This is a genomic window from Microcoleus sp. PH2017_08_TRC_O_A (assembly GCF_020738665.1).
In the GTDB taxonomy this organism is placed as follows: Bacteria; Cyanobacteriota; Cyanobacteriia; order Cyanobacteriales; family Microcoleaceae; genus Microcoleus.
This window is the reverse complement of the sequence record NZ_JAEQCE010000105.1, coordinates 21214-42393: the sequence shown is the minus strand read 5'-3', so window position 1 is coordinate 42393 and position 21180 is coordinate 21214. Positions and strand designations below refer to the sequence as shown.

Here is a 21180-nt window from a genome sequence, read left to right as displayed (position 1 = left end):
GCACGCTACGACTAAAATCTAAGATCGCCAATGGTATGATTTTGCTAGGATGCCGATCGCACTAATATGACTGTACAGTCGCATCCGCGCGCCACAGCTTCCGGGATGTTCCCCTGAATCACCTGTTTCAGCAGCCCTTCGCGACTGGCTCCCAGGACGATCGCATCACATTGATCGTTTTGAGCCAAATCAATTAAAGCATCCGACACCGACTTAGCGCAAACCGCAGTCACTATTACTTCACAACTAACCCGCCCCTGAATAAACTTCGCAGCTTGCTTTAATTCGGCGCGCGAGGGCTCCGCAACAGAAGGCTGGTGCACCTGACACAATTTAATCTCCGATAAGGCACTCGCAGCCACGAAAGCAGGTAGCAGCCGCAATGCCGCAGCTTGCTTGTAACTGCCGCGAATTGGTACTAACCAGCGCTGCAAACCCATCAGTGTGTGCAATCCCAATTCTGGCGCCCGAATGTCGGAATTGGGCGAGGAAAATTCAGTCTCTGGTGTCGCTGATGAATTTGATGTCACAAATTGAGAATTTTCTGCGTCATCAACTCCTGCGGCATTTAACTGCCATTCTGTAGACGCATATTCCCGCCCGCTGCTAGCGGCTGAAAACTCATTTTTCTGGCGTGTTACTAATAGTTTTTCGCTCCATTTAACTAAAACTACTTCGCAGCCTGCTTGCCGAATTACGGTATCGACCACATCGCCAAAAATGCGTCCAGTTGTGGATAATTCGCCTTGCCAGCCCATCAAAATTAGGTCAATGTGACGCTCCCTAATTGTCTCTAAAATCGCGTGAGGCACGTCGTGAGCTACCCGAATTTGAGTGTGTACTGGCAAGTTCCAATTGCGGATAATGCGCTCGGCTTGTTGCAGCAGGCGGCGGCTTTTTGTGGTTCGCACTGCGCTTTCTGAGGGGGAACTGTTGCGCGGTACGATGATGATTTGCAGGCATTCTAATTCATAATTGCGATCGCGCGCAATGGCGGCCGCGAGTCGCAGCAAGGCGGGTGCTGTTTGCGGGTTGGAAAGCGGCACTAATAAGCGGCCGTTTCCGACTTGTGGCGCTCTGGTTTGATACACTACATAGGATGGTTCTGGATGCGGGCCTTGGGTTGTTTCTCCGCTGAGGCGATCGGATTCTACTCGGATTATGTCGCTGCGGGTAATAATTCCAACTAGATGCCGTCCTTCTATGACGGGCAAGCGGCTGATATTGTAGTGATTGAGTCTGTACAGTACCTCGCTTAGGGTATCCTTGGCTTTGACTGCGATCGGCTGTGCAGTCATAAATTCTTTGAGCAGTGTCTTGCCGGACAAATTCTGCTCGCTGGCTTTTGCTAAATCGGTTTGACTGATAATGCCGACCAGTTTACCATTTTCAACTACCGGAAAGCCGCGGTGGTGCGATCGCGAAAAAGCCTGCATCACTTCATCGAAAGTCAGTTGACTCGAAAGAGTTTCAACTCGGCGCTGCATCACGTTAGCTGCGTACAAGTCGCTCAAACCATCAACCGCAGGTTTATCTTTGGTGAGATGAATGCCGCTAAACTCCAAAAGGCGATCGTACAAAGAGCCGCTGTCCACCTTTTCGGCGACTAAATAAGCAACTACAGAACAGATCATCAAAGGTAGCACTAATTTGAAATCTGCCGTAATTTCAAACACAATAACTACCGCCGTAATCGGCGCCCTAGAAACCGCACAAAAAAACGCTCCCATTCCCGCCAAAGCGTAAGTTACCGGCAAACCAACACCCAGCCAATGTGCTTGGATAATTCCCACGATATGGCCGAGTGCCGAACCGAGAACTAAAGAAGGTGCAAACAATCCTCCCGGAGCTCCCGAAGCTGCGGAAAGAATTGTCAAACAAAAGTGAGCGATAAAAGCAATTAAACTGGTGGTTCCGCTAGCTTCTCCGGTTAGCAAAAACTCGCGCAAACCAGTATTATTGCGAAAATTTTCTGGCAAAGCAGCGATGACTATACCACAGATAAACCCCGCACAAGCAATTCGCCAAGGTAAGGCTAATTTCAGCGTTTTTCGATTGAAGTGCAAACCAGCAATAATCCCTTTGCTGAACAAAGCTCCCAGCAATCCCGCTAAAACTCCTAACAGTATATAGAACGGAATTTCCTGAGGAAAAAAACTAATTTTATACTCTCGCAAATTGAGATTTAAACTATCTCCGCCCAAAAGCTGCGAAACAACCGCACCGATGAAAGAAGCAATAATTGCCGTACCTAAAGTCAAGCCAGAAACATCGTGCAGCAGTTCTTCAACTACAAACAAAACCCCTGCAATCGGAGCATTAAAACCAGCAGCCAGTCCCGCCGCTGCACCGCAAGCAATCAATTGGCGGCGGTAGTCTGGGGAAGTCGGCATCAAGTTACCTATCCAGCCGGCCAAAGACGCTCCAATTTGGACGGTTGGGCCTTGTCTTCCCAGGGTTAAACCGGAACCAACTGCTAAAATAGTGGTCAGAAGTTTAACGACAGCTACTCGTAAATTCAAAGAAAGATTGACACCAGCGAGGGCAGCTTTGACGTGAGGAATGCCACTACCAGCAGTTTCTGGAGCGAAACGTTCAACTAAAAAACCTGTTAGAAACCCGCCTAATAAACCGACAGCCGGAAGCAAAATTAAAGCTGGAATTAGCGTTGAGGTAGCAACTCGCCAACTGCCGAGCCATCCGACTCCTAATTTGAGCAAGACGCCAGCCAATCCTGAAATTAAACCGATCAGGCAAGCTTCAAAAATAGCGAGGCGTTTGGGGCGTAAAAAAAGCTGAGATTCGATGACGCTGGAAGGTTCCCTAAGTTGTTTAGGGATAGTAATGTACGGCATAAATAGGGTAGATGACCTAAGAATTGTATGCTCGATTAGACTTTAGCAAACATTCGGTATGTTTGGGGAAATACAGCAAATATTAATGGCTAATTTACTATTTTTTCGATGCCATAATTTTGATTTCTATACTATAGCAGTTCTCGTAAATAATCATTTTACAAGACGACGGTCTAATACATCGATGTCAGGAGGTTGAACAGTTATGGTCAAAGTAGGAAGAGCAGGGTTTATATATCTTTGTTCTTGCCTAAGCATTGTTCCAAAATGAAGCAAATTTAATTAGAGTGGCAACACATTAAAGAAGATGAATTAGCTGCGACATTAATTGAGATTACAAAGTGTTGAAAAATTTATGATTTTTCTTGAATTCTTTTAATTAGGTTTAGTGCCTTTTCATAATCATCTTTTCTTGCTTGTTTCTGAAATAAGTCGGCGGCTTTTTGTAAATCTTGTATCGCACCCTGCTTATCTCCTAATATCGCTCGCGCAATACCAAGGTTGGCGTAGGCTTCAGCATAGTCTGGGTTGATTTTTATAGCCTGGTCGTAATCGGCGATCGCACCCTGCTTGTCTGCTAAGCTCGATCGGGTGACACCTCGGTTATAGTAGGCATGAGCATTGTTGGGGTCAATTTTTAGGGCTTGGTCGTAATCGGCGATCGCACCCTGCTTGTCTCCCAATTGATCGCGGACTAAACCTCGGTTGTAGTAGGCTAACGCATAATTAGGGTCAATTTTCAGGGCTTGGTCAAAATCTGCCTTCGCACCCTGCTTGTCTCCTAATTTTGCTCGGGCGATACCCCTGCCCATATAGGCATTGGCATAATTAGGATTAAGCTTAATTGCTCGATCGCAAGCCTCTACAGCGCCCTGATAATCTCCTTGGTGGTACTTCTGTCCAGCCAAATTATAAAATTCCTCCGCCGTCATCCCAGGCGCCCCAGCCTCACTCACAAGCTGCACGGACAAATCCACTCGATCGTAATGCTCAATCTGTGCCGCCGCGATCGATTTAGCTTCTCTGGCGTCAACTGCGGGGTGGTGGGCGATGAAAATAGTTGCAGTTAAACCAATTAATGTTGCTGGTATTCGGTGATGTAAGTTCATAATTTTAGTTAAAAATTTATTTTTTCCGAACTGTCAAATCTGAGAAATCCTGTGTTATACCAAACAGTAAATATTTTTGATATGGCAATCATAAATCAATACGCTTGGGTTAAGACCGTCCGGTCAATAAAACGATATGAAAAATAGACTCTGCGTTGGTGCGTGCCTGCCCGTTGGCGAAGCCGCCCTGAAAGGGCTAGGGCTTATGCTTCGTTCCTCTCTTCGGACAATTGCTAACCCAAGCGTATTGAATCATAAATGATTTAGATAAATCTGTAGGGGTAGTACCTTTCTTTGCCTACCCTCCTACTTATACTCTTTTTTGCAAAAAGTTGTTTTTGGTAGTGCGAGTTCAAGAGGGCGCACTACCCAAGTTAGCGTGTTCGATGCTCTCTAGATTATTGAGGACTTGACGGTGTGCCTTGAATTTTTTTAATTAACTCTAGCACCTTTTGAGAACTCTCATTGTCTCCTTGTTTCTGAAATAAGTCGGCGGCTTTCTGAAGATCTGCGATCGCTTCTTGCTTGTCTCCTAATTGTGCGCGTACACCACCCCGGCCTATGTAGGCTGGTGCATTATTGGGGTCAATTTTTATGGCTTGGTTGTAATCGGCGAGGGCAGCTTGATTGTCTGCTAAGATATACAGGATAAAACCCCGCTTGATGTAGGCTTCAGCATATTGGGGGTCAATTTTTATGGCTTGGTTGTAATCGGCGATCGCAGCCTGATTGTTTTTTAACCTTAAGTGGGTAACACCCCGGTTCAAGTAGGCTGAGGCATTTTTGGGGTCAATTTTTATGGCTTGGTCGTAATCGGCGATCGCACTCTGGCTGTTTCCTAAATCATCCCGGGCATTACCCCGACCGATATAGGCATTGGCAAAATTAGGATTAAGCGCAATTGCTCGATCGTAAGCCTCTATAGCACCCGGATAATCTTTTTCGCGGTACTTCTTGACACCCAGATTATAAAATTCCTCTGCTGTTTGCTCGTTCCCCAGAGGCTTGCTGGCCACACGCACAGACAAATCCATTCGAGCATAACTATCACTGATTGATTTGGCAGAGTTTGTTGCAACTGCGGGCGGCTGGGCGATGATAATAGTTGCAGTTAAACCAATTAATGCTGCTGGTAGTCGTCGATTAAAATTCATGATTTTAGTTGATGGTTGAGTGTGGTTTTATAACTGTCAAAGCTGAAAGTTTCTGCAATTCTAGCGACTTTCAGATATTAGATTAAGGAAAATTTTATGTTGTCCCTTGAATTCTTTTAATTATCTTTAGTACCTCTTGGTACATCTCTTTGTTTCCTTGTTGCTGAAATAAGTCGGCGGCTTTCTGAAGGTCTGCCACCTCTCCCTGTTTGTCTCCTAAGCTCGATCGCGTAATAGCACGGTTGAGATAGGCAAAGGCATAGTTGGGGTTAATTTTCAGGGATTTTTCGTAATCGGCGATTGCTCCCTGTTGGTCTCCTAATTCATCGCGAACATTACCCCGACTGGTATATACCGCAGCATCGTTGGGGTTAATGTTCAGAACTTGGTTGTAATCGGCGAGGGCACCCTGCTTGTCTCCCAATTGATAGCGAGTTTTCCCGCGGTTGTAGTAGGCTTTGGCATCGTTGGGATTAATTTTCAGAACTTCGTTGTAATCTTGTATCGCACCTTGCTTGTCTCCTAATCTATTGCGGGCATTGCCTCGATTGCCGTAGGCTTCGGCATACTTAGGATTAATTTTCAGGGCTGCGTCGAAATCGGCGATCGCACCTTGGTTGTCTCCTGAGCCTGAGCGGGCAATCCCTCGGTTGTAGTAGGCATTAGCATAGTTGGGGTCAATTTTCAGGGCTGCGTTGTAATCTGCGATCGCACCCTTGTTGTCTCCTGAGGCAGAGCGGGCATTACCGCGATCGTTATAGGCAAAAGCATAATTAGGATTGAGTGAAATTGCTCGACTGTAAGCTTCTATCGCACCCTGATAATCTCCTTTGTCGTACTTCTGTCCACCCTGATTGTAAAAATCCTCCGCTGTTTCCCCTGCCGCCGATAGCTCACTCGCAACTTGGACAGACAAATCCACTCGATCGTAAGTATCAATCTGCCCAGTAATTGATTTAACAGTGATTGATTTAGCTTCTCTGGCGTAAACTGCCGGGGATTGGGAGATCAAAATAGTTGCAGTCACACCAATTAATGTCGCTGGTAGTCGGCAGAGTAAATTCATAGTTTAAGTTGAAAATTGAGTAGTGGGCGAGACAGTTTGATCCTCAAAAGTTTTATCTTGGCATGGATCGATGCGGTCAATAGTTTAGTTGTTTATGGTACAATACGGTTGACTTAAGAACAATCTGACTTTCAAGAAATGCCTGTATTGCCTAGAAAATCTTGAGATGACATTCGTCAAAAAGCGTTAAGTCCACCGTATTGGTTTATGGTGATTCTTGAAGTCTATTAATTATATTTATTGCCTTTTCGTAAAGAACTTTATTGCCTTGTTTCTGAAATAATTCTGTGGATTTCTGAAGATCTGCGATCGCACCCTGCTTGTCTTTTAACCTCGATCGAGTAATCCCCCGATTGTAGTAGGCTAAAGCATAGTTGGGGTTAATTTTCAGGGCTTGTTCGTAATCGGCGATCGCACCTTGACTGTCTCCTGAGTCATCCCGGACATTGCCCCGATTGACATAGGCGGTGGCATTGTTGGGGTTATTTTTGATGGCTTGGTCGTAATCTGCGATCGCACCCTGTCTGTCTCCTGACTCATCGCGGAGATTGCCTCGATTGATATAGGCATTAGCATCATTGGGCTTAATTTTTATTGCCTGGTCAAAATCTGCCTTCGCACCCTGCTTGTCTCCTGAGTTCGATCGGACAACACCGCGATCGTTATAGGCCTCGGCATAATTGGGGTTGAGTTTAATCGCTTGAGTGTAAGACTCTATAGCACCCGGATAATCTCCTTGTTTGTACTTCTCTACAGCCTGATTGTAAAATTCTTCCGCTGTTTGGTTTTGTGTCAAAACCTCACTCGCTACCTGCGCGCCTAAATCCACCTTCGTTGAAGCCAACAATCTGAAATTTTGGTCGATTGGAATTCTCAATGAAAAGCTTTTATTTTCGGCATAACTCGGTTGACAATTTACTAAACCTGTGGTTGTTGAAACAACTAATCCTGTCAACAGTCCAGTCAAGATTTTAAACTTCATCCTAATCTCCACCTTTTGGTAATTTCAAGCAACTATTTTGACATCTGCGGTTATTTAGGCGATCGCCTCCACCAGCGTTGTCAAATCCGGCACTTCTAAATCCGGCTGGGCGCTGGCCGGCAGTGTCGCACCAAATCCTGTTCGATCGTATCTCCGATTTACCCAAACTGTCGATATTCCCATATATGAGGCTGGTACAATGTCGTGATACAGGCTTTGAGCGACGTGCAGGAGTTTTGACGGTGGTATGCCCATTTTCTCGATCGCCATTTCAAAGTTGCGAGTTGACGGTTTGTACGATCGTACTTGTTCCGCCGTAATTACCCAATCGAATTCAACTTTTAAATGTTTGGCAGTACCAACAAACAAATCGTCATCAATGTTGGAAATTACCGCCAATTTATATTTTTGCTTGAGCGCTCTCAAAGCTGCAACTGTATCCGGGAAAGGCTGCCAATTTTTTATCGATTCAACCAAACAATTAATTTCTGTTGCCGACTCTGTTTCTGTCGGTTCAAAACTAAATTTTTTACCAATTTTTCTGACTATTTCTTGCAGGATTTCCCGATATTTGATATACTCACCCTTGTCTTTTTCCAGTTCCGATTCAAACTCAGCAAACATTTCTAAAGTTCCCTCATCGCTAAAATCGATTTCGCGGTTGGACAGCAACTGTTTCAAGACTGGTAATATCCCACTTTCCCAATCTATGAGGGTGCCGTAGCAGTCAAAACTCACAACTTCAAATTGATTAAAATCTAACATCTGTCATTCCTCCTATTTTATCGAGACTGAGCCAGTCCAACCTATAGAAACCGATTTTTTACAGAGATTAAAGGCGATCGACCAGTTTCTTAGGAAAAAACCCGGTTTCTGAGCAGCAATCCGTAAGTCCTGTTGATTCTATTTTACGGTTGATATTCAGCAAAAATTTCAATTTTGCCGACAATATTGCGATTGAAGTCTGCCAACTCTTCTGCTGGAATCCAATACTCTTGGTGAATCGAACTGCCGACTGTTTGGACGGGATATTTATTCAAGAATTCAGCCAAAACTCTAAACCTGGTTACATAACCAAAATATCCCGATGCTGCATCTTTGGTATTCCAATCTCGTGCAATTTGTATGGCATATGCTTTGTGAAGTACGGGATAAAAAATAGGCTGGAAAGACAGTCGCGGCGGAAATACCATAAAATCGCTTTCTTTAATTAATTCCATTTCTTTTTTTCCGACTGCTCTAAACAGAGTTACCGTCTCTTTATCTGATATGTTTATATTTTTAAACCAATCTTTCCAAGCCTCCCAATTGTGAATTATTTTAGCCACTTCCTTGTAACCAGCAGCCCGAGGATGGGAACCGTCATTGTTGGTAAGTTCTTCGATCCAAATCTCTGATTTTTCCAGCGGGGTACAAATATCTAAATAAGGCACATTTAACTCGCTACAAACTTGGGAAAACTGCTCGGATAAACTGGCTATTCTGATTGTGCGCTCGACATCAATAACTGGCGGCGGCCCTATCATTAAGACTGGCACTCTTTCTTTCGCAGAGTTGAGAATATAGCGGAGATTTTCAATTGACTTTTCAAGTACGACGCGAGTTTTTCCGTTTTCAAAATAAGTGTCGTTGACGCCAAAGGAAAATACTATTCTGCCGTCGCAGTAGTGAGGTAAGCGACAAGAAATTTCGCTGAACCACCGAGTTTCTATATCCGTACTGGTTTCTCCCCGCACTCCTAAATTATAGTAGGTGATATCCTGTCTTTGCCCGCTGGCTGCCGCACAAACACGTCCTGTCCAACCAAGATATTTGGGGTCGCCTGTACCATTGACAAAAGAGTCGCCGATAAAACAAATACGCATATTATGTCTGGGAATGGGGAATGGGGAATGGGGAATGGGGAATTGGGAATTGGGAATTGGGAATTGGGAATTGATAATTGGGAATTGGGCGGAGCGAAGGGATTGGCCAAACAGGGAATTGAGAATTGGGAATTGGTTATTTTTTATTAGAAAAACTCCTCACAAGTAACCACTAACCACTAACCACTAACCACTAACTATTAACTACTAAGCTGTTGGGCATCTTAATTGTATTTTTTGGGCGGTTTCTGGGAGCCACCACACGGGTGCATCTCACTTTTGGGGAGGGCGAAGCATGACCGCATATAAATTATTAGTTATAATCCCATATTGACTGCGGTCATGCTTCGCCCCTACAAACATATTTGTTAAAACCAGATGCACCCCACCCACAAGCATTTTATCAAACTTGACTGCACAATTTAAATGCACTTGGGCTTAACCACTAACCACTAACTATTAACTATGACCGATTACCAATTATCGATTGCCAATGCCGTATGCCCTGTTTGCCCAATTCCCATGAATTTAGTTTTTGCCGGTGACGGACAATCCCTCTACAATTACAGATGGTGTGTGGCAAGAACCGTTCCACTCGGAGTCTCCTCCTAATTCTACCAATTGTTTGAGGACGCTGTAGACGTTGCCGGCTACCATGGTGTCTTTGATTCTGCCGATTATTTGACCTTTTTTGACTCTGTAGCCGAGATCGACGTTAATTGAAAAATCGCCGGAAATTCCGGCACTGCCGCCGAGCATTTGATCGATGACAATGCCGTCGTCTAATTGAGTGATTAAGTCAATTAACGATCGCTCTCCTGGTTTAATCAAAACATTAAACAAACTCGGCGTTGGATAGCTGCCCAAACCGGGGCGAAATCCGTTGCCGGTGGTGCCGCTTCCCAAGGCTCGACCGGTGGTGCGATCGGTATAAAATAGCTGCAATACTCCGCTGTTGATAAAGACGATCGCCCGAGTGGGAGTACCTTCGTCATCAAAAGGACAGCTATAGGGCCCGATATCCGGCTGCTGCGAGAGAGTGACAAGGGGCGATGTTACTTGTTGGCCCAATCGATCGTTCCAAGGAGAAGCGCCTTCGAGTACCTGTTTACCATTCAACGCCGCACAGACAGTCCCCCACAGCAAATCGGCTGCTTTGGCTGTAAACAGTACCGGCACGCGGCCCGTGGCGGGGGCTACATTTTCTTTCGCCCATTCCAAACGCTGCAAAACGCGCTTGGCGCTGGTGGTTAAGTCGAGGGTGCCGCGTTCGGTTTCGCCATCCCAAATGTTGAGGAAATCTTCGCCGCGGACTAATTCTGCTGACAAATAACCGCTGAGGGTGGTGTCGGTGTGGCTAGAATCCAAGCCTCTGGTGTTCAGCAAGCGGGTGCTTTCGATTTCGCAGTCGAGTTCGGCGGTGCAGAGGCTTTCGGGATAGGCTTCGCGGACGATCGCGATCGCCTCTTTTCCCCAGTTTACTAACTGTTCGGCTGGGATTGACACTCCGCGATCGGGATACACAACTTTGTCACCGGTGCCGAGTTCGATGGTTTCCGGCTCGTTGAGTTGCGAAAGTGCGATCGCGCGATCGACCAAAATCTGCGGTTCCACGGGCCCGTAGGCCACCGCCAAACCCGGCCGCCCGTCCCGCCACAGCCGCAGCGCAATGCCTTCTGCTTGGGCAGTTTCTAGCTGTTTGAGGCGGTTTGCTTCAAAAAAGACCGGCCGCGAGAGCGATTGCGATTCCAATACCTCAGCAGCTTCGGCACCTGCTTTGGTGGCTAATTCTAGCAGTTGTTCTGCTGATTGGTGATTGGTCATTGTTGTAGTTGACAGTTGACAGTTGACAGTTGACAGTTGGCAGTTGACAGTTGACAGTTGGCAGTTGGCAGTTGGTAGTTGACTGTTGTCATTTGTCGGTTGTCATTTGTCATTGGAAGCAATTACCGATTGCCAATTACCAATTACCGATTGCCAATTACCAATTACCAATTACCGATTACCAATTACCAAATTTTTGCGACCGATGCCAGATCGGTTATTGCCAAGGGATCGACTAATTAGTTAGTTCGTGCAGCAGCCAAAATCCTGCAAAAGATTCCGATTGTGGATTCGACTGAATTGCTAAAAAATGTACTTGTTTTGCTTGCTTTTTCGCCGCTTCAAATCCTTTCGCTTCTTTCTCAGTTGCTGAGTCTCTGAGATTAGCTATAATCCAGCGATCGTTAGCTCCCGTATCTAATACCAGCCTAGGGATAGGGGCGCTATCATATCTGAGAAAAGCTAATTCCAAACCCGACATCCAACCTGCTAAAGCCGTTGCTCTCGATGAGTAGATGATTAATCCTGGAATTTGTGTTTCCGGGGCGAGGCGTGTCATCGGGAGTCCGAAAGCTTCGCCAAATCCAATATCCCACTCGGACATTTCGTCAAAAGCTGCGATCGGCAAACTCACAAACGACCATTTTTCGCCGATTAAGGCATCCGGCAGCGCTATGGGCGTTTCGGGTACAAATTGAACGGTGGGGTTCACAACCGGCTGATAACCCGGTTCGGCGGGATAAACGTCTTGCATCCGTTCTTCCAGCCACAGGCTGAGGGCGAGGGTGCGGCGGCTGGAGGCTGAGGGAATATCCAATTCCTCGCAGGCTTTGGTAATCATGTTCGCCATTTGGCGGCGAAAAAAGCGGATTTTTTCGGGTGGTTTCGGTGCAGAGGCGATCGCATCTTTAATTGCACCAGCCAGCCACAGGGAATTCACGGTTGTACTGGGGCAGAATTGCGAATAGCGAAACAGAGATTCTGCCTTGTCGCCTACATTCAGCGGGCTTTCGCAAATCAACACTTCCCATTTTTTTTTCTCTCGCTCGTCTAGGATTGGACGGCTGTAAAAGTCGAGTTCCCAAATAGTAGCCATGCCGCGCTGTTAAAAATTAATCCTTTCTCATGTTACCTGACATCGGGCAGGTTTCTGATGAGTGAGAATTTAAGACTGATTTTCAATTGCGGGCGATCGCGCTTACCAAAGAAATGGGTTTAAAGCCCCGTCTTTCAAGACGGCTTTTCTTGATTCTGGATATAGCGTTTGAGGACTTCCAGTGGCGCTCCTCCGACAGAAGCAGCAAAATAGCTAGGACTCCATAAAGCTTCTTTCCCGCAAGGCTTTGGAAACCCCTCTTGTCCATATTTCCTGCTAGAAACGCCCTTGAGTGCATTCACCATAGCAGAAATCGATAGCTTGGGAGGATACTCGATCAAAGCGTGGATGTGGTCGCTTTCTCCATTAAACTCTCGAATCTGAAAATTCATCTTCTTAGCCACATCCCTAAACGACGCTTCAATCACCGCAAGGCTGTTGGCAGTAAATACCGACCTACGATATTTGGTCACACAGACCAAGTGAATTTTCAGATCCGTAATGCTGTGCCTTTCTTTGCGAAGAAGAGTTTTCATCTTGAGCGCACCGATGTATAATTGAGCAACAGACCAACTATAGCACCTCAACGTGAAAGCCAGATATCGCTACCGATTCTACCCAACAAACCAGCAACGACAAAGCTTAAGTCGGTTGTTCGGCTGCGTCCGGGTAGTTTGGAACGATGCGTTGGCTTTGTGCAAGGCTTCCTCCAAATTGTCAAGCAACGGAGATTTGCAGAAATTGCTTATCACTGAAGCGAAAAAGACTGAAGAAAGGTGCTGGCTGTCAGAAGTTTCAGCAATACCATTGCAGCAGTCCATCGCCGATTTAGGTGTTGCTTATAAAAACTTTTTTAGCTCTCTCAATGGCAAGCCCAAAGGCAAAAAGTTAGGCAGTCCCAGGTTTAAGAAAAAGACCAATCAGCAATCGGCAAGACTAACTCGCGGCGGTTTTTCAATTAACAATGAAACGGTTTACTTGGCAAAAATTGGGAGTGTAAATCCAATTTGGTCAAGAGAACTGCCGTCTGAACCTAGTTCTGTAACAGTAATTAAAGACTGTGCCAACCGTTATTTTCTCAGTTTCGTGGTCGAGATCGAACCAGTCAATATCAATCCTAAAAACCAAAGCATTGGGATTGACCTGGGGATAAAAACCTTCGCGTTCATGAGTGATGGCACAAAAGCTGAAAGCCCAATCTACACAAAGATTGACCGCAAAGTGAGGAAGTTGCAGCGCAAGTTGAGCCGACAAGAAAAAGGCTCCAGAGGCTGGGAAAAGACTCGGATTAAAATAGCCAAAACGCACAACAAAATTGCGGACACGCGCCAAGACTTCCTGCACAAGCTATCGACTAAAGTGGTCAGCGAAAACCAAGCCATCATCTTAGAAGACTTGAATGTGTCGGCAATGATGAAAAACCGCAAACTTTCTAGGGCAATCAGCCTTCAGGGTTGGCGACAATTCAGAGTATTTTGCGAGGCTAAGTCGGTCAAATACGGCAGAGAGTTTGTAGTAATTAGTCGTTGGGAACCGACCAGCCAAGTTTGTTCCGAATGTGGATACAAATGGGGCAAGCTAGACTTAAAAGTGCGGTCAGTGCAGTGCGTAAATTGCGGGGCTACACACGACCGCGACGAGAATGCCGCCAAGAATATAAATAAAGTCGGGATGGGGAATCGCCACGACTCTAAATGCACGTCGAGACGGAGTAAAACTATTTCGGTAGTATCTGTCGGTGAAGCGTGAAGAATCCCCGTCCGCGACGGTCGGGGAGTATTTCAACTAACTAATTATGCCTCTGCCTACTTGGCGGGCGATCGCACTTTCCCCAAAAATACCGCTCTCCCTCGCCGCTTCCCGTCTAAATTTCCGCAGCACCACCCAACCGGACACATTAGCAATTGCGATCGTAACAGTTCCCCAGCAATCTCAACCCGCGATATTTGTTAAACTTGTCGAAGCCAAGGAAAACTCAAACTATAGCTTGATCCCATGAGACAAATCATTCTCGACAAGATTGTTTCAACCCTACAACCTTTAGATTTTGTTCTCGCTTTGTGGCAGGGAGGTTCAGCAGCCCACGGCTACACAGACGAATGGTCAGACCTCGATATTGCAGTTGTGGTTGCAGATAACTGCGTCGAACAAACCTTTGAGATTGTGGAAAAAACCCTCGCCGAAATTTCCGAAATCGAACTCAAATATCGAGTTCCAGAACCTGCTTGGCACGGTCAATCCCAGTGCTTTTGGCGACTCAAAGAAACCCCACCGTTCTTGCTAATTGATTTTGCCGTTTTCCGGCGCAGCAGCCGCAACGATTTTCTGGAAATCGAGAGAATCCGTAGGGGCGAAGCATGACCGCAGAAAATATGGGATGATAACTAATAATTTATATGCGGTCATGCTTCGCCCTCTTCAAAAGTGAGATGCACCCCAGGGACAAGTCCCGATCGCTTTTGACAAAGCCAATTTAATTGTACCGCCTCATTTGGATACAAACAAGCATCTTTCCCAAATGCAAGCCAGATTCAACGAAATCAAAATTCGTTTTGATTTGCTGCAACCTCTGGTCAAAAAAGAGATATATCGCGGTCATTTAGGGTGGGATGGGCGGGAGAGCCCGTGCAGAAAGGACGGGCTCTCCCGCCCATCCCACAACAATCATCGAGCGTGTAAGTTATTAAATTTTCATTCCTTAGTAGATGCGATCGGCAACTATCACAACTGGACGCTTTTACCCTTGGTGGAACGGGAGCATCTCAGGCAAGGCGAATATATCCGTAGGGGCGAAGCATGACCGCAGAAAATATGGGATTATAACTAATAACTTATATGCGGTCATGCTTCGCCCTCTTCAAAAGTGAGATGCACCCGGTGGAACTCTTGGGCATGATATACCGTCCCCACAGATACGACTTTAAACTCAAATATTTCACCCGAGATTTTCCGGCCGCAATAGTCGATCGCGTCACACCGCTTTTCTGCATTGCCAATCTGGAAGATTTAGCAGCAAAACAGCAAACAGCCGAGGCTTTTTTTGCAGATACATTACCGCAGGCAGAAGCTAAATTATACTCTAATACCAATTCTCAAAATTAGTAGTAGGGTGCGTCAGCCACTTCTGGCTCCCCACCTAAAAATTAGGCTCCTCGCTGACGCACCCTACAATATCTTCGATCCTTCAACCGCAGATGTCAGACAGATGCAACACAGATAATTTCCGGGTGTTTTCCGATTTTTGTAAGAGGTCTATTATACTCTAATACCAATTCTCAAAATTAGGGAAACAGGACTGCCGTTTCGACCCAGAGATGACCGACAAGGCACTGCAATTTGCCACGCAGATCGCGAAAACGGTAAAACCAGTTTATCAAGGTAATATGAAAGTTTTAACAATTGGCATAAAATTTAGGATTGTAGCAATATACTGTCAATCTTGTGCAAGAATATCCTATTAAACCTAGAGGGCTGAAGCCCAACAACGTACCTCATCTTTTTGAGAACCGCTATAACCTAAAGTGCTAAAGATTTCGTTCCCAAAGCGATTAATATAGTAGCAGCAACCTTAAAGATTAACATCCCATGACAAAACTCAGCGTCAACATCAACAGAATCGCCCTCCTCAGAAACTCTAGAAATATCGGCATTCCCAGCGTTACCGAAGCTGCAAAAACAGTAATCGCCGCTGGAGCGCACGGCGTCACAGTCCATCCCCGCCCCGACGAAAGGCACATCAAAGCTGCCGATGTTTACGAATTAGCCAAAATGCTAACCGTCGAGTTCAACATCGAAGGAAATCCGTTTCAGCCGCCATTTATGGATATAGTTTGCGATGTCAAACCGGCTCAGTGTACCTTAGTGCCAGACGCTCCAGACGTGCTCACCTCGGATAGCGGTTGGGATATTCCCGAAAATCGCGATCGCCTCTTACCAATTATTGAAAAATTAAAAGACAACGGCATCAGAGTCAGCTTGTTTATGGACGCAGATGCTGCTCTCATGCCCCTAGCCAAAGAAGTTGGAGCAGACCGAGTAGAGCTGTACACGGAACCCTATGCAACTGCTTTTCGTGAAGGGAATGTAGAATCTGTTTTTCAACAGTATGTTTTAGCAGCTAAAGCGGCTCAATCTGTAGGTTTGGGAGTGAATGCCGGACACGATTTAAATTTGCAAAATTTAGCTAAGTTTTGCTCTATTCCTGATATACTAGAAGTCTCGATCGGTCACGCTTTAATTGCGGAAGCGTTAGAAATGGGCTTGTCGAACACAGTAGAAGCTTACCTAAAGATTCTGTCGGGTTCCTAGTACAAATAAACCTCGCTGTAAAAGCCCGGTTTTGCACAAAAATCGCAACTAAACCCGCCTGGAGAAACGCTACTCGCCTCTAAGCGCTCTCTACAAAATAGAGTTTGTGCGATCGCCCGCAACAGCTAACAGTAGAAACCGTCACCCCCTGCGGGTGATAGCGGTTTTCTAGTAGCAAGCTAAATCCCGGAGCGAAGATACCGGGTTTTTTGGGCGTTGGCATTTTTTGGGGCCAACTCCCCGATAAAAGCTTTAATTTTCCTTGACCAAATTACTAATATTTTCACCGATACTATGCTGTCAGGAGTATGATTAAAATGTCACGGCAAACTGAGGCTACCACTTAGCTCCCGCATTGTAAATTTGCTACCAGTAGGTTTGGTGCAAGTACGGGAAATTCAGGTATCCTCTATACTGCTGTAGCCGATCGCGATCGCGCCTACTTAATCCGGTGCAAACAGGCAAACACAAGTAACCATATACAACTCCTTACCCCTGCCAAGTGCGACATGAAAAAACTAATTTTACTGACTGGAATGCTACTCATGATGACGGCAAAATCCGTATTTGCCAGCCCTGTAGCCCCCAAATTTGAACCGAGCGAGCGGATGGCCGCTGCGGAAATTACACAAACTGTTAATACACCCGTTACTTCTGTCCTAGTTGCTAAGCAAGAACCGATCGAGCCAACATCAGTTACCCCAGCCCCGGTTGCGAAGCTAGAGCCGATCGAGCGAATGTCAACCTCGGAAATTCGAGCCACCATCAGCCAACCAACCACCTATATTTTTGAAGGCGTCAAAGGGCGAGAACTCACACTCTCGCTGTGGGCGGGAAAACTGACAGCCCAACTGTACAGCCCCAACGGTCAAAATCTGGGAGTTGTTGACAAAAGTGACAATCAGTGGATAGGTCAGTTGCCAGAGTCCGGCATTTATCGCGTGCGAGTTACTCCGAAAGGTGAGACTAGCGCCTTCGTACTCGAACGCGACTTTAACGCCAAGTGGACTTATAGGCCCGATCGCGCACTTCCCATAGCATACGGGGAAACAGAAGCCACAGTTAGGCTCAAAATGTCCGGCTACCAAATCCAGCCCCTGACAGTTCCCGGAAAACAGGGACAGACAATCACCGTGAATGCTAGCAACAAAAATCTCGATGTGGCGATCGAATCTCCATCGGGACAACTCCTAGATCAAGGCGAAGGTCAAACTTTTGCTCAACTCCCCGAGTCTGGCACCTACAAGGTGCTGATAGTTGCCAACAGGCCAGTTAAATCCTCGATCAGAGTTGCGGTGCGATAGATCGAGATAGATAGCAAAAACATTCTTGATGGCGATCTAAATTTCCCTCGCCCAACCACAAAAGCTCGCCCGAAACGCGAGCTTTTTTTTGCGTAAAATCAACCGCCAAGAACTTCAACAGTTGACAGTTGACAGTTGACAGTTGACAGTTGACAGTTGATCTTTGGTAGGGGCAGTGGATGGTGCGTGCCTGCCCTCTTAGTTGACCTGTGACAGTTTGAGAATAACCTCTACCCTTAAGTCCGAGTATTGGAGTAATGAATAGTCTGATTTTAATTTCTCCCGCTCCGGCGGGCGGGCTTTCAACCAATTCTTTCTGGTTAGTTATATCAATTCTGGTTACACCGAAATGATGTTGACAGTTAACTGTTAACTGTTAACTGTTGATTGTTGATTGTTGGCGGATTAAACAATACCGATGCAACCGGAAACAATATTAGGGGAGCATCTCAGTTTTGGAAAAAGCATTTTTTTTTACAGTGCGAGCGTCCCCGCTCGCGAGTAGTGTACAGCTCGCGAGCGAGACGCTCGCACTGCGCTATAATTTCGATTTAACGTAACTGTCAACTGTCAACTGACAACTGTCAACTGTCAACTGACCTCTCAACCTTCGATCAGTGCTGCAAAACGTTCTTGTTTCCAAATACAGCTTAAATCGGAGTCAGCTACAGCTAGCTCTCGGTATAAATTAGGCATAAATTCCACAGCCCGCTGCAAATTGTCAAGGGCCAAATCAGCAAAGCCCAGCAGCGCATAACAGCAAGCTTGATTGTAAAAAGCGTTAGCAAAATTAGGATTGATTTCTAAGGTAGTTTCATAGCAAGCGATCGCCTCTGAATAGCTACCTTGCCGCGCCAATTCCACACCCCGATTGTACCAAATCAAATAATCCTCAAAGATACACTCTGATGTGGGAGTGAACTTGGCATTTTTCTGATTTAAGCCGACTAATTTTTGCAAAGCAATTCGTCGCTCGCCTACAGCTTCGGCTCTGTCCGGTTTCAGAGCGATCGATCGACTAAAACTAGCCACTGCTTGCTTGTAAAGTCCCATGGAGTTGGCAGCTAGACCGCGATTGTACCAAGCCTTCGCATCATCTGGGTTAAACTCGATCGCGCGATCGAAACTGTTGAGCGCCTGATAGTAAAGCTTGAGTTCCAACAGAGCATTCCCTCGGTTGTACCACGCCCAAGGCGCCTCTGGGTGCAAACTCAAAGAGCGATCGAAACTCAGAACCGCCTTCTGGTAAAGCCCCATATCGATCAGCGTCAGTCCCCGGTTGTGCCAAATACTCGCCGCATATGGGTTGAACTCCAGAGCCCTGTCAAAACTGTTAAGAGCCTCCAAAAAGCGGCCCAACTTTCCTAAAGCAATAGCCCGGTTGTGCCAGCCAAAGCTCGCATCCGGCTGCACCGCCAAGGCCTCATCAAAACTTGAAAGCGCCTCTAAGTGTCGTTCTAAGTTGCCCAAAGCCATACCTCGCCCGAACCAAGCCTTATAATGATCCGATTGCAAGTTCACAGCTCTGTCAAAATTCGCCAGAGCACTATCATGATCGTTAGCTTCGAGGTGGCGCGAACCCAGATGATAATACCAAGCCGCTTCCAAGTTTTGAATTAAGTTCATAATACTTCGCATCTATCTTAGGGATGATTCTACACGAAAAATGCCCGGAGTTAAACTGTAATTTGACTACAAATCAGAAAATTTTGATACAGGGCGATCGCCCGTACAAACAGCCATTAACAACCTCAACAATTGACAGTTGAAACCGACTATTTTCCTCTCATCAAATGCTCTTTTAGCTAACCACACTCATCACTGGTTGGAGCTGCTGCAAATCTCAGGCTGGCGCGAGTCACGCAACTTTAAAATCAGACTATTCATTACTCCAATCCTCGGACTTAAGGGTAGAGGTCGCTCTCAAACTGTCAACTGTCAACTGTCAACTGTCAACTGTCAACTGTCAACTATTACCCCATCCAAAATTAGGTTTGCAATTACACTAAAAGTGCAAATCTCGTAGTGCCAATAGATCCAACTTCTGCTTACCCAATTCAAGCAACCACAACCGCTGTTTGAGCAGTCTCGCTCAACAGCAACCTGCCTGAAGCATCAATACTAAAATCCTTCCCCAGCACAAAACCCTTGCCCATCAAGCGCTTGCAAACAACCAGCGCCGTAATGCGGCGAATTTCTTCCATCACATCAGCAGGAATCAAATAACTCAAACTCCAGATCACCGACTCACAGTCAGACCAAATCAAGCGCTCAATACTGACAATCATCAAAGCAGCTACGCTGTCTGTTGACAGCCGCCCTCTGAGATCTGCAATCAAATCTTTACCAATTAAGCTATTGCGAGTCATCATCGCTCTAGCCATCTTTCCAATTTCTTGTTCGAGTTCTAAATGATTCATGCTTGGCACTGGCTGTTATGTTTTTAAAGCACTAATCGGAGTAAAAACAGTGACTGCTACCAGGCTCTGCTCTAGGGTAGCTGACGCAGGCTCTACCGCAACTCCTTTTAACAAAGTATACCTAAAGAAAGATTAAAAATGTATCTAAAGGCAGATACTAAAATTTATTTTTTTTATCATAAATGGATGAAAAACTTCCCACAACAGTTGGTCTGAGCAGCAACTCAGAGCCTGAGGCAAGTTAAGAATTGGTAAATTCGATACATAATAAAGATGTAGTTGCTTCGGAGAAAAAATAGCAATGGCTGCACAAGGGCCAGATATCGATATTGCCCCCTATATCGACCACGCCCTCATCGATCCGGGCGCCACTCCCGAGCAAGTAGAACACTGCTGCCAACAAGCAGAAAGATTTGGGTTTGCCACAGTTTGCGTGTATCCCGCCTACGTGCGACAAGCGGTAAGTCTTCTGCACGGCACAAAGTCAAAAGTTTCGACAGTCATAGGTTTTCCCACGGGAGCAACCACATCAGCAGTCAAACTCTACGAAGCTCTAGAAGCGGCAGACAGCGGAGCCGTTGAGTTAGATGTCTCGGTCAATTTAGGATTGTTGAAAGCCGGAAAAAGCGACGAATTTCACCGGGAATTGGCCGAAATTTGCGAAGAAACCGGACTAACTATCAAGGCGATTATCGAATGCTCGATGCTTTCTGATGAGGAAAAACAATTAGCGGCTGAGCTTTGCATGGAGGCGGGCGCCGTTTATATCAAAACTAACACGGGCTTTTTTGGTGGGGCGACAGTTGAAGATGTACGGTTGTTGAAGGAATTTACTAAGGGAAGAGTTGGTATTAAAGCGGCCGGAGGAATTCGCACTCACGAACAAGCTATAGATTTGATCGTGGCTGGTGCGACTCGTTTGGGGACTTCTCGCGGCCCGGAATTAATCCGCCAGCGAGATAATTTAAATCAGACTCATTAGTGATGGAAAGGTACGTAGTTGCGCTTGAGCGCTCTTTCATATATCTAAGAAAAGAGCGCTAAAGCGCAACAACATACCTCAAAATTAATTCCTAGTCATTAGTGATGGAAAGGTACGTAGTTGCGCTTGAGCGCTCTTTCATATATCTAAGAAAAGAGCGCTAAAGCGCAACAACATACCTCAAAATTAATTCGTATAAGAGTGCCGTTGTAAAT

Annotated in this window: 22 protein-coding genes; 9 read left to right on the top strand and 13 right to left on the bottom strand. The window is 45.9% G+C overall.

From position 1 onward, the window contains the following. Window positions 1-44: 44 nt before the first annotated feature. The 7 genes from JGK22_RS28330 to JGK22_RS28300 form a co-directional block, all read right to left on the bottom strand. Window positions 45-2855, bottom strand: a complete 2811-nt coding sequence (locus tag JGK22_RS28330) for a chloride channel protein (protein ID WP_293185143.1) — start codon at window positions 2853-2855, stop codon at window positions 45-47. A 353-nt stretch (window positions 2856-3208) separates the two neighbouring features. Then, the gene (locus JGK22_RS28325) at window positions 3209-3964 is read right to left on the bottom strand and encodes a tetratricopeptide repeat protein (RefSeq protein WP_293185144.1); all 756 of its coding nucleotides are present in this window, start codon (window positions 3962-3964) and stop codon (window positions 3209-3211) included. Between the two features lie 398 nt (window positions 3965-4362). Continuing rightward, complete coding sequence (locus tag JGK22_RS28320) at window positions 4363-5118, bottom strand: tetratricopeptide repeat protein (protein ID WP_293193390.1); 756 nt, start codon at window positions 5116-5118, stop codon at window positions 4363-4365. 94 nt (window positions 5119-5212) lie between these two features. Further along, on the bottom strand, window positions 5213-6184 hold the full coding sequence (locus tag JGK22_RS28315) for a tetratricopeptide repeat protein (RefSeq protein ID WP_293185147.1): 972 nt from the start codon (window positions 6182-6184) through the stop codon (window positions 5213-5215). A 205-nt stretch (window positions 6185-6389) separates the two neighbouring features. Further along, entirely contained in the window at window positions 6390-7166 is a 777-nt protein-coding gene (locus JGK22_RS28310; protein WP_293185149.1) for a tetratricopeptide repeat protein, read from the bottom strand. A gap of 54 nt (window positions 7167-7220) precedes the next feature. Beyond that, window positions 7221-7931, bottom strand: a complete 711-nt coding sequence (locus JGK22_RS28305; protein WP_293198334.1) for a haloacid dehalogenase type II — start codon at window positions 7929-7931, stop codon at window positions 7221-7223. Between the two features lie 143 nt (window positions 7932-8074). Continuing rightward, window positions 8075-9031, bottom strand: a complete 957-nt coding sequence (locus JGK22_RS28300) for a GDSL-type esterase/lipase family protein (RefSeq protein ID WP_293185152.1) — start codon at window positions 9029-9031, stop codon at window positions 8075-8077. Between the two features lie 3 nt (window positions 9032-9034). Between JGK22_RS28300 and JGK22_RS28295 the strand changes: the two genes are divergently transcribed. Next, entirely contained in the window at window positions 9035-9181 is a 147-nt protein-coding gene (locus JGK22_RS28295; protein WP_293314247.1) for a hypothetical protein, read from the top strand. A 378-nt stretch (window positions 9182-9559) separates the two neighbouring features. Here the strand turns inward: JGK22_RS28295 and JGK22_RS28290 are convergent, their stop codons facing one another. From JGK22_RS28290 to tnpA, 3 genes are all read right to left on the bottom strand, one after another. Further along, a complete protein-coding gene (locus tag JGK22_RS28290; RefSeq protein ID WP_293185156.1) occupies window positions 9560-10855 on the bottom strand; it encodes a TldD/PmbA family protein in 1296 nt (431 codons plus the stop codon). A gap of 235 nt (window positions 10856-11090) precedes the next feature. Beyond that, window positions 11091-11951 (bottom strand): Tab2/Atab2 family RNA-binding protein, encoded by an 861-nt coding sequence (locus tag JGK22_RS28285; RefSeq protein WP_293185160.1) that lies wholly within the window; start codon window positions 11949-11951, stop codon window positions 11091-11093. A gap of 134 nt (window positions 11952-12085) precedes the next feature. After that, complete coding sequence (tnpA, locus tag JGK22_RS28280; protein WP_293185162.1) at window positions 12086-12487, bottom strand: IS200/IS605 family transposase; 402 nt, start codon at window positions 12485-12487, stop codon at window positions 12086-12088. A gap of 52 nt (window positions 12488-12539) precedes the next feature. Here tnpA and JGK22_RS28275 point away from each other — a divergent pair, with 52 nt between their 5' ends. From JGK22_RS28275 to JGK22_RS28250, 6 genes are all read left to right on the top strand, one after another. After that, window positions 12540-13700, top strand: coding sequence for a transposase (locus tag JGK22_RS28275; protein ID WP_293185163.1), 1161 nt, complete (start codon window positions 12540-12542; stop codon window positions 13698-13700). A 46-nt stretch (window positions 13701-13746) separates the two neighbouring features. Next, entirely contained in the window at window positions 13747-13950 is a 204-nt protein-coding gene (locus JGK22_RS28270; protein WP_293198342.1) for a hypothetical protein, read from the top strand. After that, window positions 13947-14312, top strand: coding sequence for a nucleotidyltransferase domain-containing protein (locus JGK22_RS28265; RefSeq protein ID WP_293314245.1), 366 nt, complete (start codon window positions 13947-13949; stop codon window positions 14310-14312). Before JGK22_RS28270 ends, JGK22_RS28265 begins: the two co-directional genes overlap by 4 nt. A gap of 157 nt (window positions 14313-14469) precedes the next feature. Continuing rightward, window positions 14470-14751, top strand: coding sequence for a hypothetical protein (locus tag JGK22_RS28260; protein WP_293314243.1), 282 nt, complete (start codon window positions 14470-14472; stop codon window positions 14749-14751). Between the two features lie 92 nt (window positions 14752-14843). Next, window positions 14844-15053, top strand: a complete 210-nt coding sequence (locus JGK22_RS28255; RefSeq protein ID WP_293198351.1) for a hypothetical protein — start codon at window positions 14844-14846, stop codon at window positions 15051-15053. A gap of 483 nt (window positions 15054-15536) precedes the next feature. Continuing rightward, window positions 15537-16259 (top strand): pyridoxine 5'-phosphate synthase, encoded by a 723-nt coding sequence (locus JGK22_RS28250; RefSeq protein WP_293185167.1) that lies wholly within the window; start codon window positions 15537-15539, stop codon window positions 16257-16259. Between the two features lie 79 nt (window positions 16260-16338). Here JGK22_RS28250 and JGK22_RS28245 read toward each other — a convergent pair whose 3' ends face one another. Beyond that, window positions 16339-16482 (bottom strand): hypothetical protein, encoded by a 144-nt coding sequence (locus JGK22_RS28245; protein WP_293185168.1) that lies wholly within the window; start codon window positions 16480-16482, stop codon window positions 16339-16341. Window positions 16483-16768: 286 nt separating this feature from the next. Here JGK22_RS28245 and JGK22_RS28240 point away from each other — a divergent pair, with 286 nt between their 5' ends. After that, entirely contained in the window at window positions 16769-17563 is a 795-nt protein-coding gene (locus JGK22_RS28240; RefSeq protein WP_293185169.1) for a hypothetical protein, read from the top strand. 603 nt (window positions 17564-18166) lie between these two features. Here the strand turns inward: JGK22_RS28240 and JGK22_RS28235 are convergent. Together JGK22_RS28235 and JGK22_RS28230 are read right to left on the bottom strand one after the other, a co-directional pair. Continuing rightward, complete coding sequence (locus tag JGK22_RS28235; protein WP_293219269.1) at window positions 18167-19189, bottom strand: tetratricopeptide repeat protein; 1023 nt, start codon at window positions 19187-19189, stop codon at window positions 18167-18169. A gap of 431 nt (window positions 19190-19620) precedes the next feature. Continuing rightward, a complete protein-coding gene (locus JGK22_RS28230; RefSeq protein WP_293185172.1) occupies window positions 19621-19983 on the bottom strand; it encodes a hypothetical protein in 363 nt (120 codons plus the stop codon). A gap of 301 nt (window positions 19984-20284) precedes the next feature. On the opposite strand from JGK22_RS28230, the gene deoC reads away from it, so the two are divergent. Then, entirely contained in the window at window positions 20285-20965 is a 681-nt protein-coding gene (deoC, locus tag JGK22_RS28225) for a deoxyribose-phosphate aldolase (RefSeq protein ID WP_293185173.1), read from the top strand. Window positions 20966-21180: the final 215 nt, after the last annotated feature.

Bases quoted from the DNA above. Each gene is read 5' to 3' on its own strand.
- JGK22_RS28330 (WP_293185143.1), bottom strand. From the start codon at position 2,855: ATGCCGTACATTACTATCCCTAAACAACTTAGGGAACCTTCCAGCGTC.
- JGK22_RS28325 (WP_293185144.1), bottom strand. From the start codon at position 3,964: ATGAACTTACATCACCGAATACCAGCAACATTAATTGGTTTAACTGCA.
- JGK22_RS28320 (WP_293193390.1), bottom strand. From the start codon at position 5,118: ATGAATTTTAATCGACGACTACCAGCAGCATTAATTGGTTTAACTGCA.
- JGK22_RS28315 (WP_293185147.1), bottom strand. From the start codon at position 6,184: ATGAATTTACTCTGCCGACTACCAGCGACATTAATTGGTGTGACTGCA.
- JGK22_RS28310 (WP_293185149.1), bottom strand. From the start codon at position 7,166: ATGAAGTTTAAAATCTTGACTGGACTGTTGACAGGATTAGTTGTTTCA.
- JGK22_RS28305 (WP_293198334.1), bottom strand. From the start codon at position 7,931: ATGTTAGATTTTAATCAATTTGAAGTTGTGAGTTTTGACTGCTACGGC.
- JGK22_RS28300 (WP_293185152.1), bottom strand. From the start codon at position 9,031: ATGCGTATTTGTTTTATCGGCGACTCTTTTGTCAATGGTACAGGCGAC.
- JGK22_RS28295 (WP_293314247.1), top strand. From the start codon at position 9,035: ATGTCTGGGAATGGGGAATGGGGAATGGGGAATGGGGAATTGGGAATT.
- JGK22_RS28290 (WP_293185156.1), bottom strand. From the start codon at position 10,855: ATGACCAATCACCAATCAGCAGAACAACTGCTAGAATTAGCCACCAAA.
- JGK22_RS28285 (WP_293185160.1), bottom strand. From the start codon at position 11,951: ATGGCTACTATTTGGGAACTCGACTTTTACAGCCGTCCAATCCTAGAC.
- tnpA (WP_293185162.1), bottom strand. From the start codon at position 12,487: ATGAAAACTCTTCTTCGCAAAGAAAGGCACAGCATTACGGATCTGAAA.
- JGK22_RS28270 (WP_293198342.1), top strand. From the start codon at position 13,747: ATGCCTCTGCCTACTTGGCGGGCGATCGCACTTTCCCCAAAAATACCG.
- JGK22_RS28265 (WP_293314245.1), top strand. From the start codon at position 13,947: ATGAGACAAATCATTCTCGACAAGATTGTTTCAACCCTACAACCTTTA.
- JGK22_RS28260 (WP_293314243.1), top strand. From the start codon at position 14,470: ATGCAAGCCAGATTCAACGAAATCAAAATTCGTTTTGATTTGCTGCAA.
- JGK22_RS28255 (WP_293198351.1), top strand. From the start codon at position 14,844: ATGATATACCGTCCCCACAGATACGACTTTAAACTCAAATATTTCACC.
- JGK22_RS28250 (WP_293185167.1), top strand. From the start codon at position 15,537: ATGACAAAACTCAGCGTCAACATCAACAGAATCGCCCTCCTCAGAAAC.
- JGK22_RS28245 (WP_293185168.1), bottom strand. From the start codon at position 16,482: ATGCCAACGCCCAAAAAACCCGGTATCTTCGCTCCGGGATTTAGCTTG.
- JGK22_RS28240 (WP_293185169.1), top strand. From the start codon at position 16,769: ATGAAAAAACTAATTTTACTGACTGGAATGCTACTCATGATGACGGCA.
- JGK22_RS28235 (WP_293219269.1), bottom strand. From the start codon at position 19,189: ATGAACTTAATTCAAAACTTGGAAGCGGCTTGGTATTATCATCTGGGT.
- JGK22_RS28230 (WP_293185172.1), bottom strand. From the start codon at position 19,983: ATGAATCATTTAGAACTCGAACAAGAAATTGGAAAGATGGCTAGAGCG.
- deoC (WP_293185173.1), top strand. From the start codon at position 20,285: ATGGCTGCACAAGGGCCAGATATCGATATTGCCCCCTATATCGACCAC.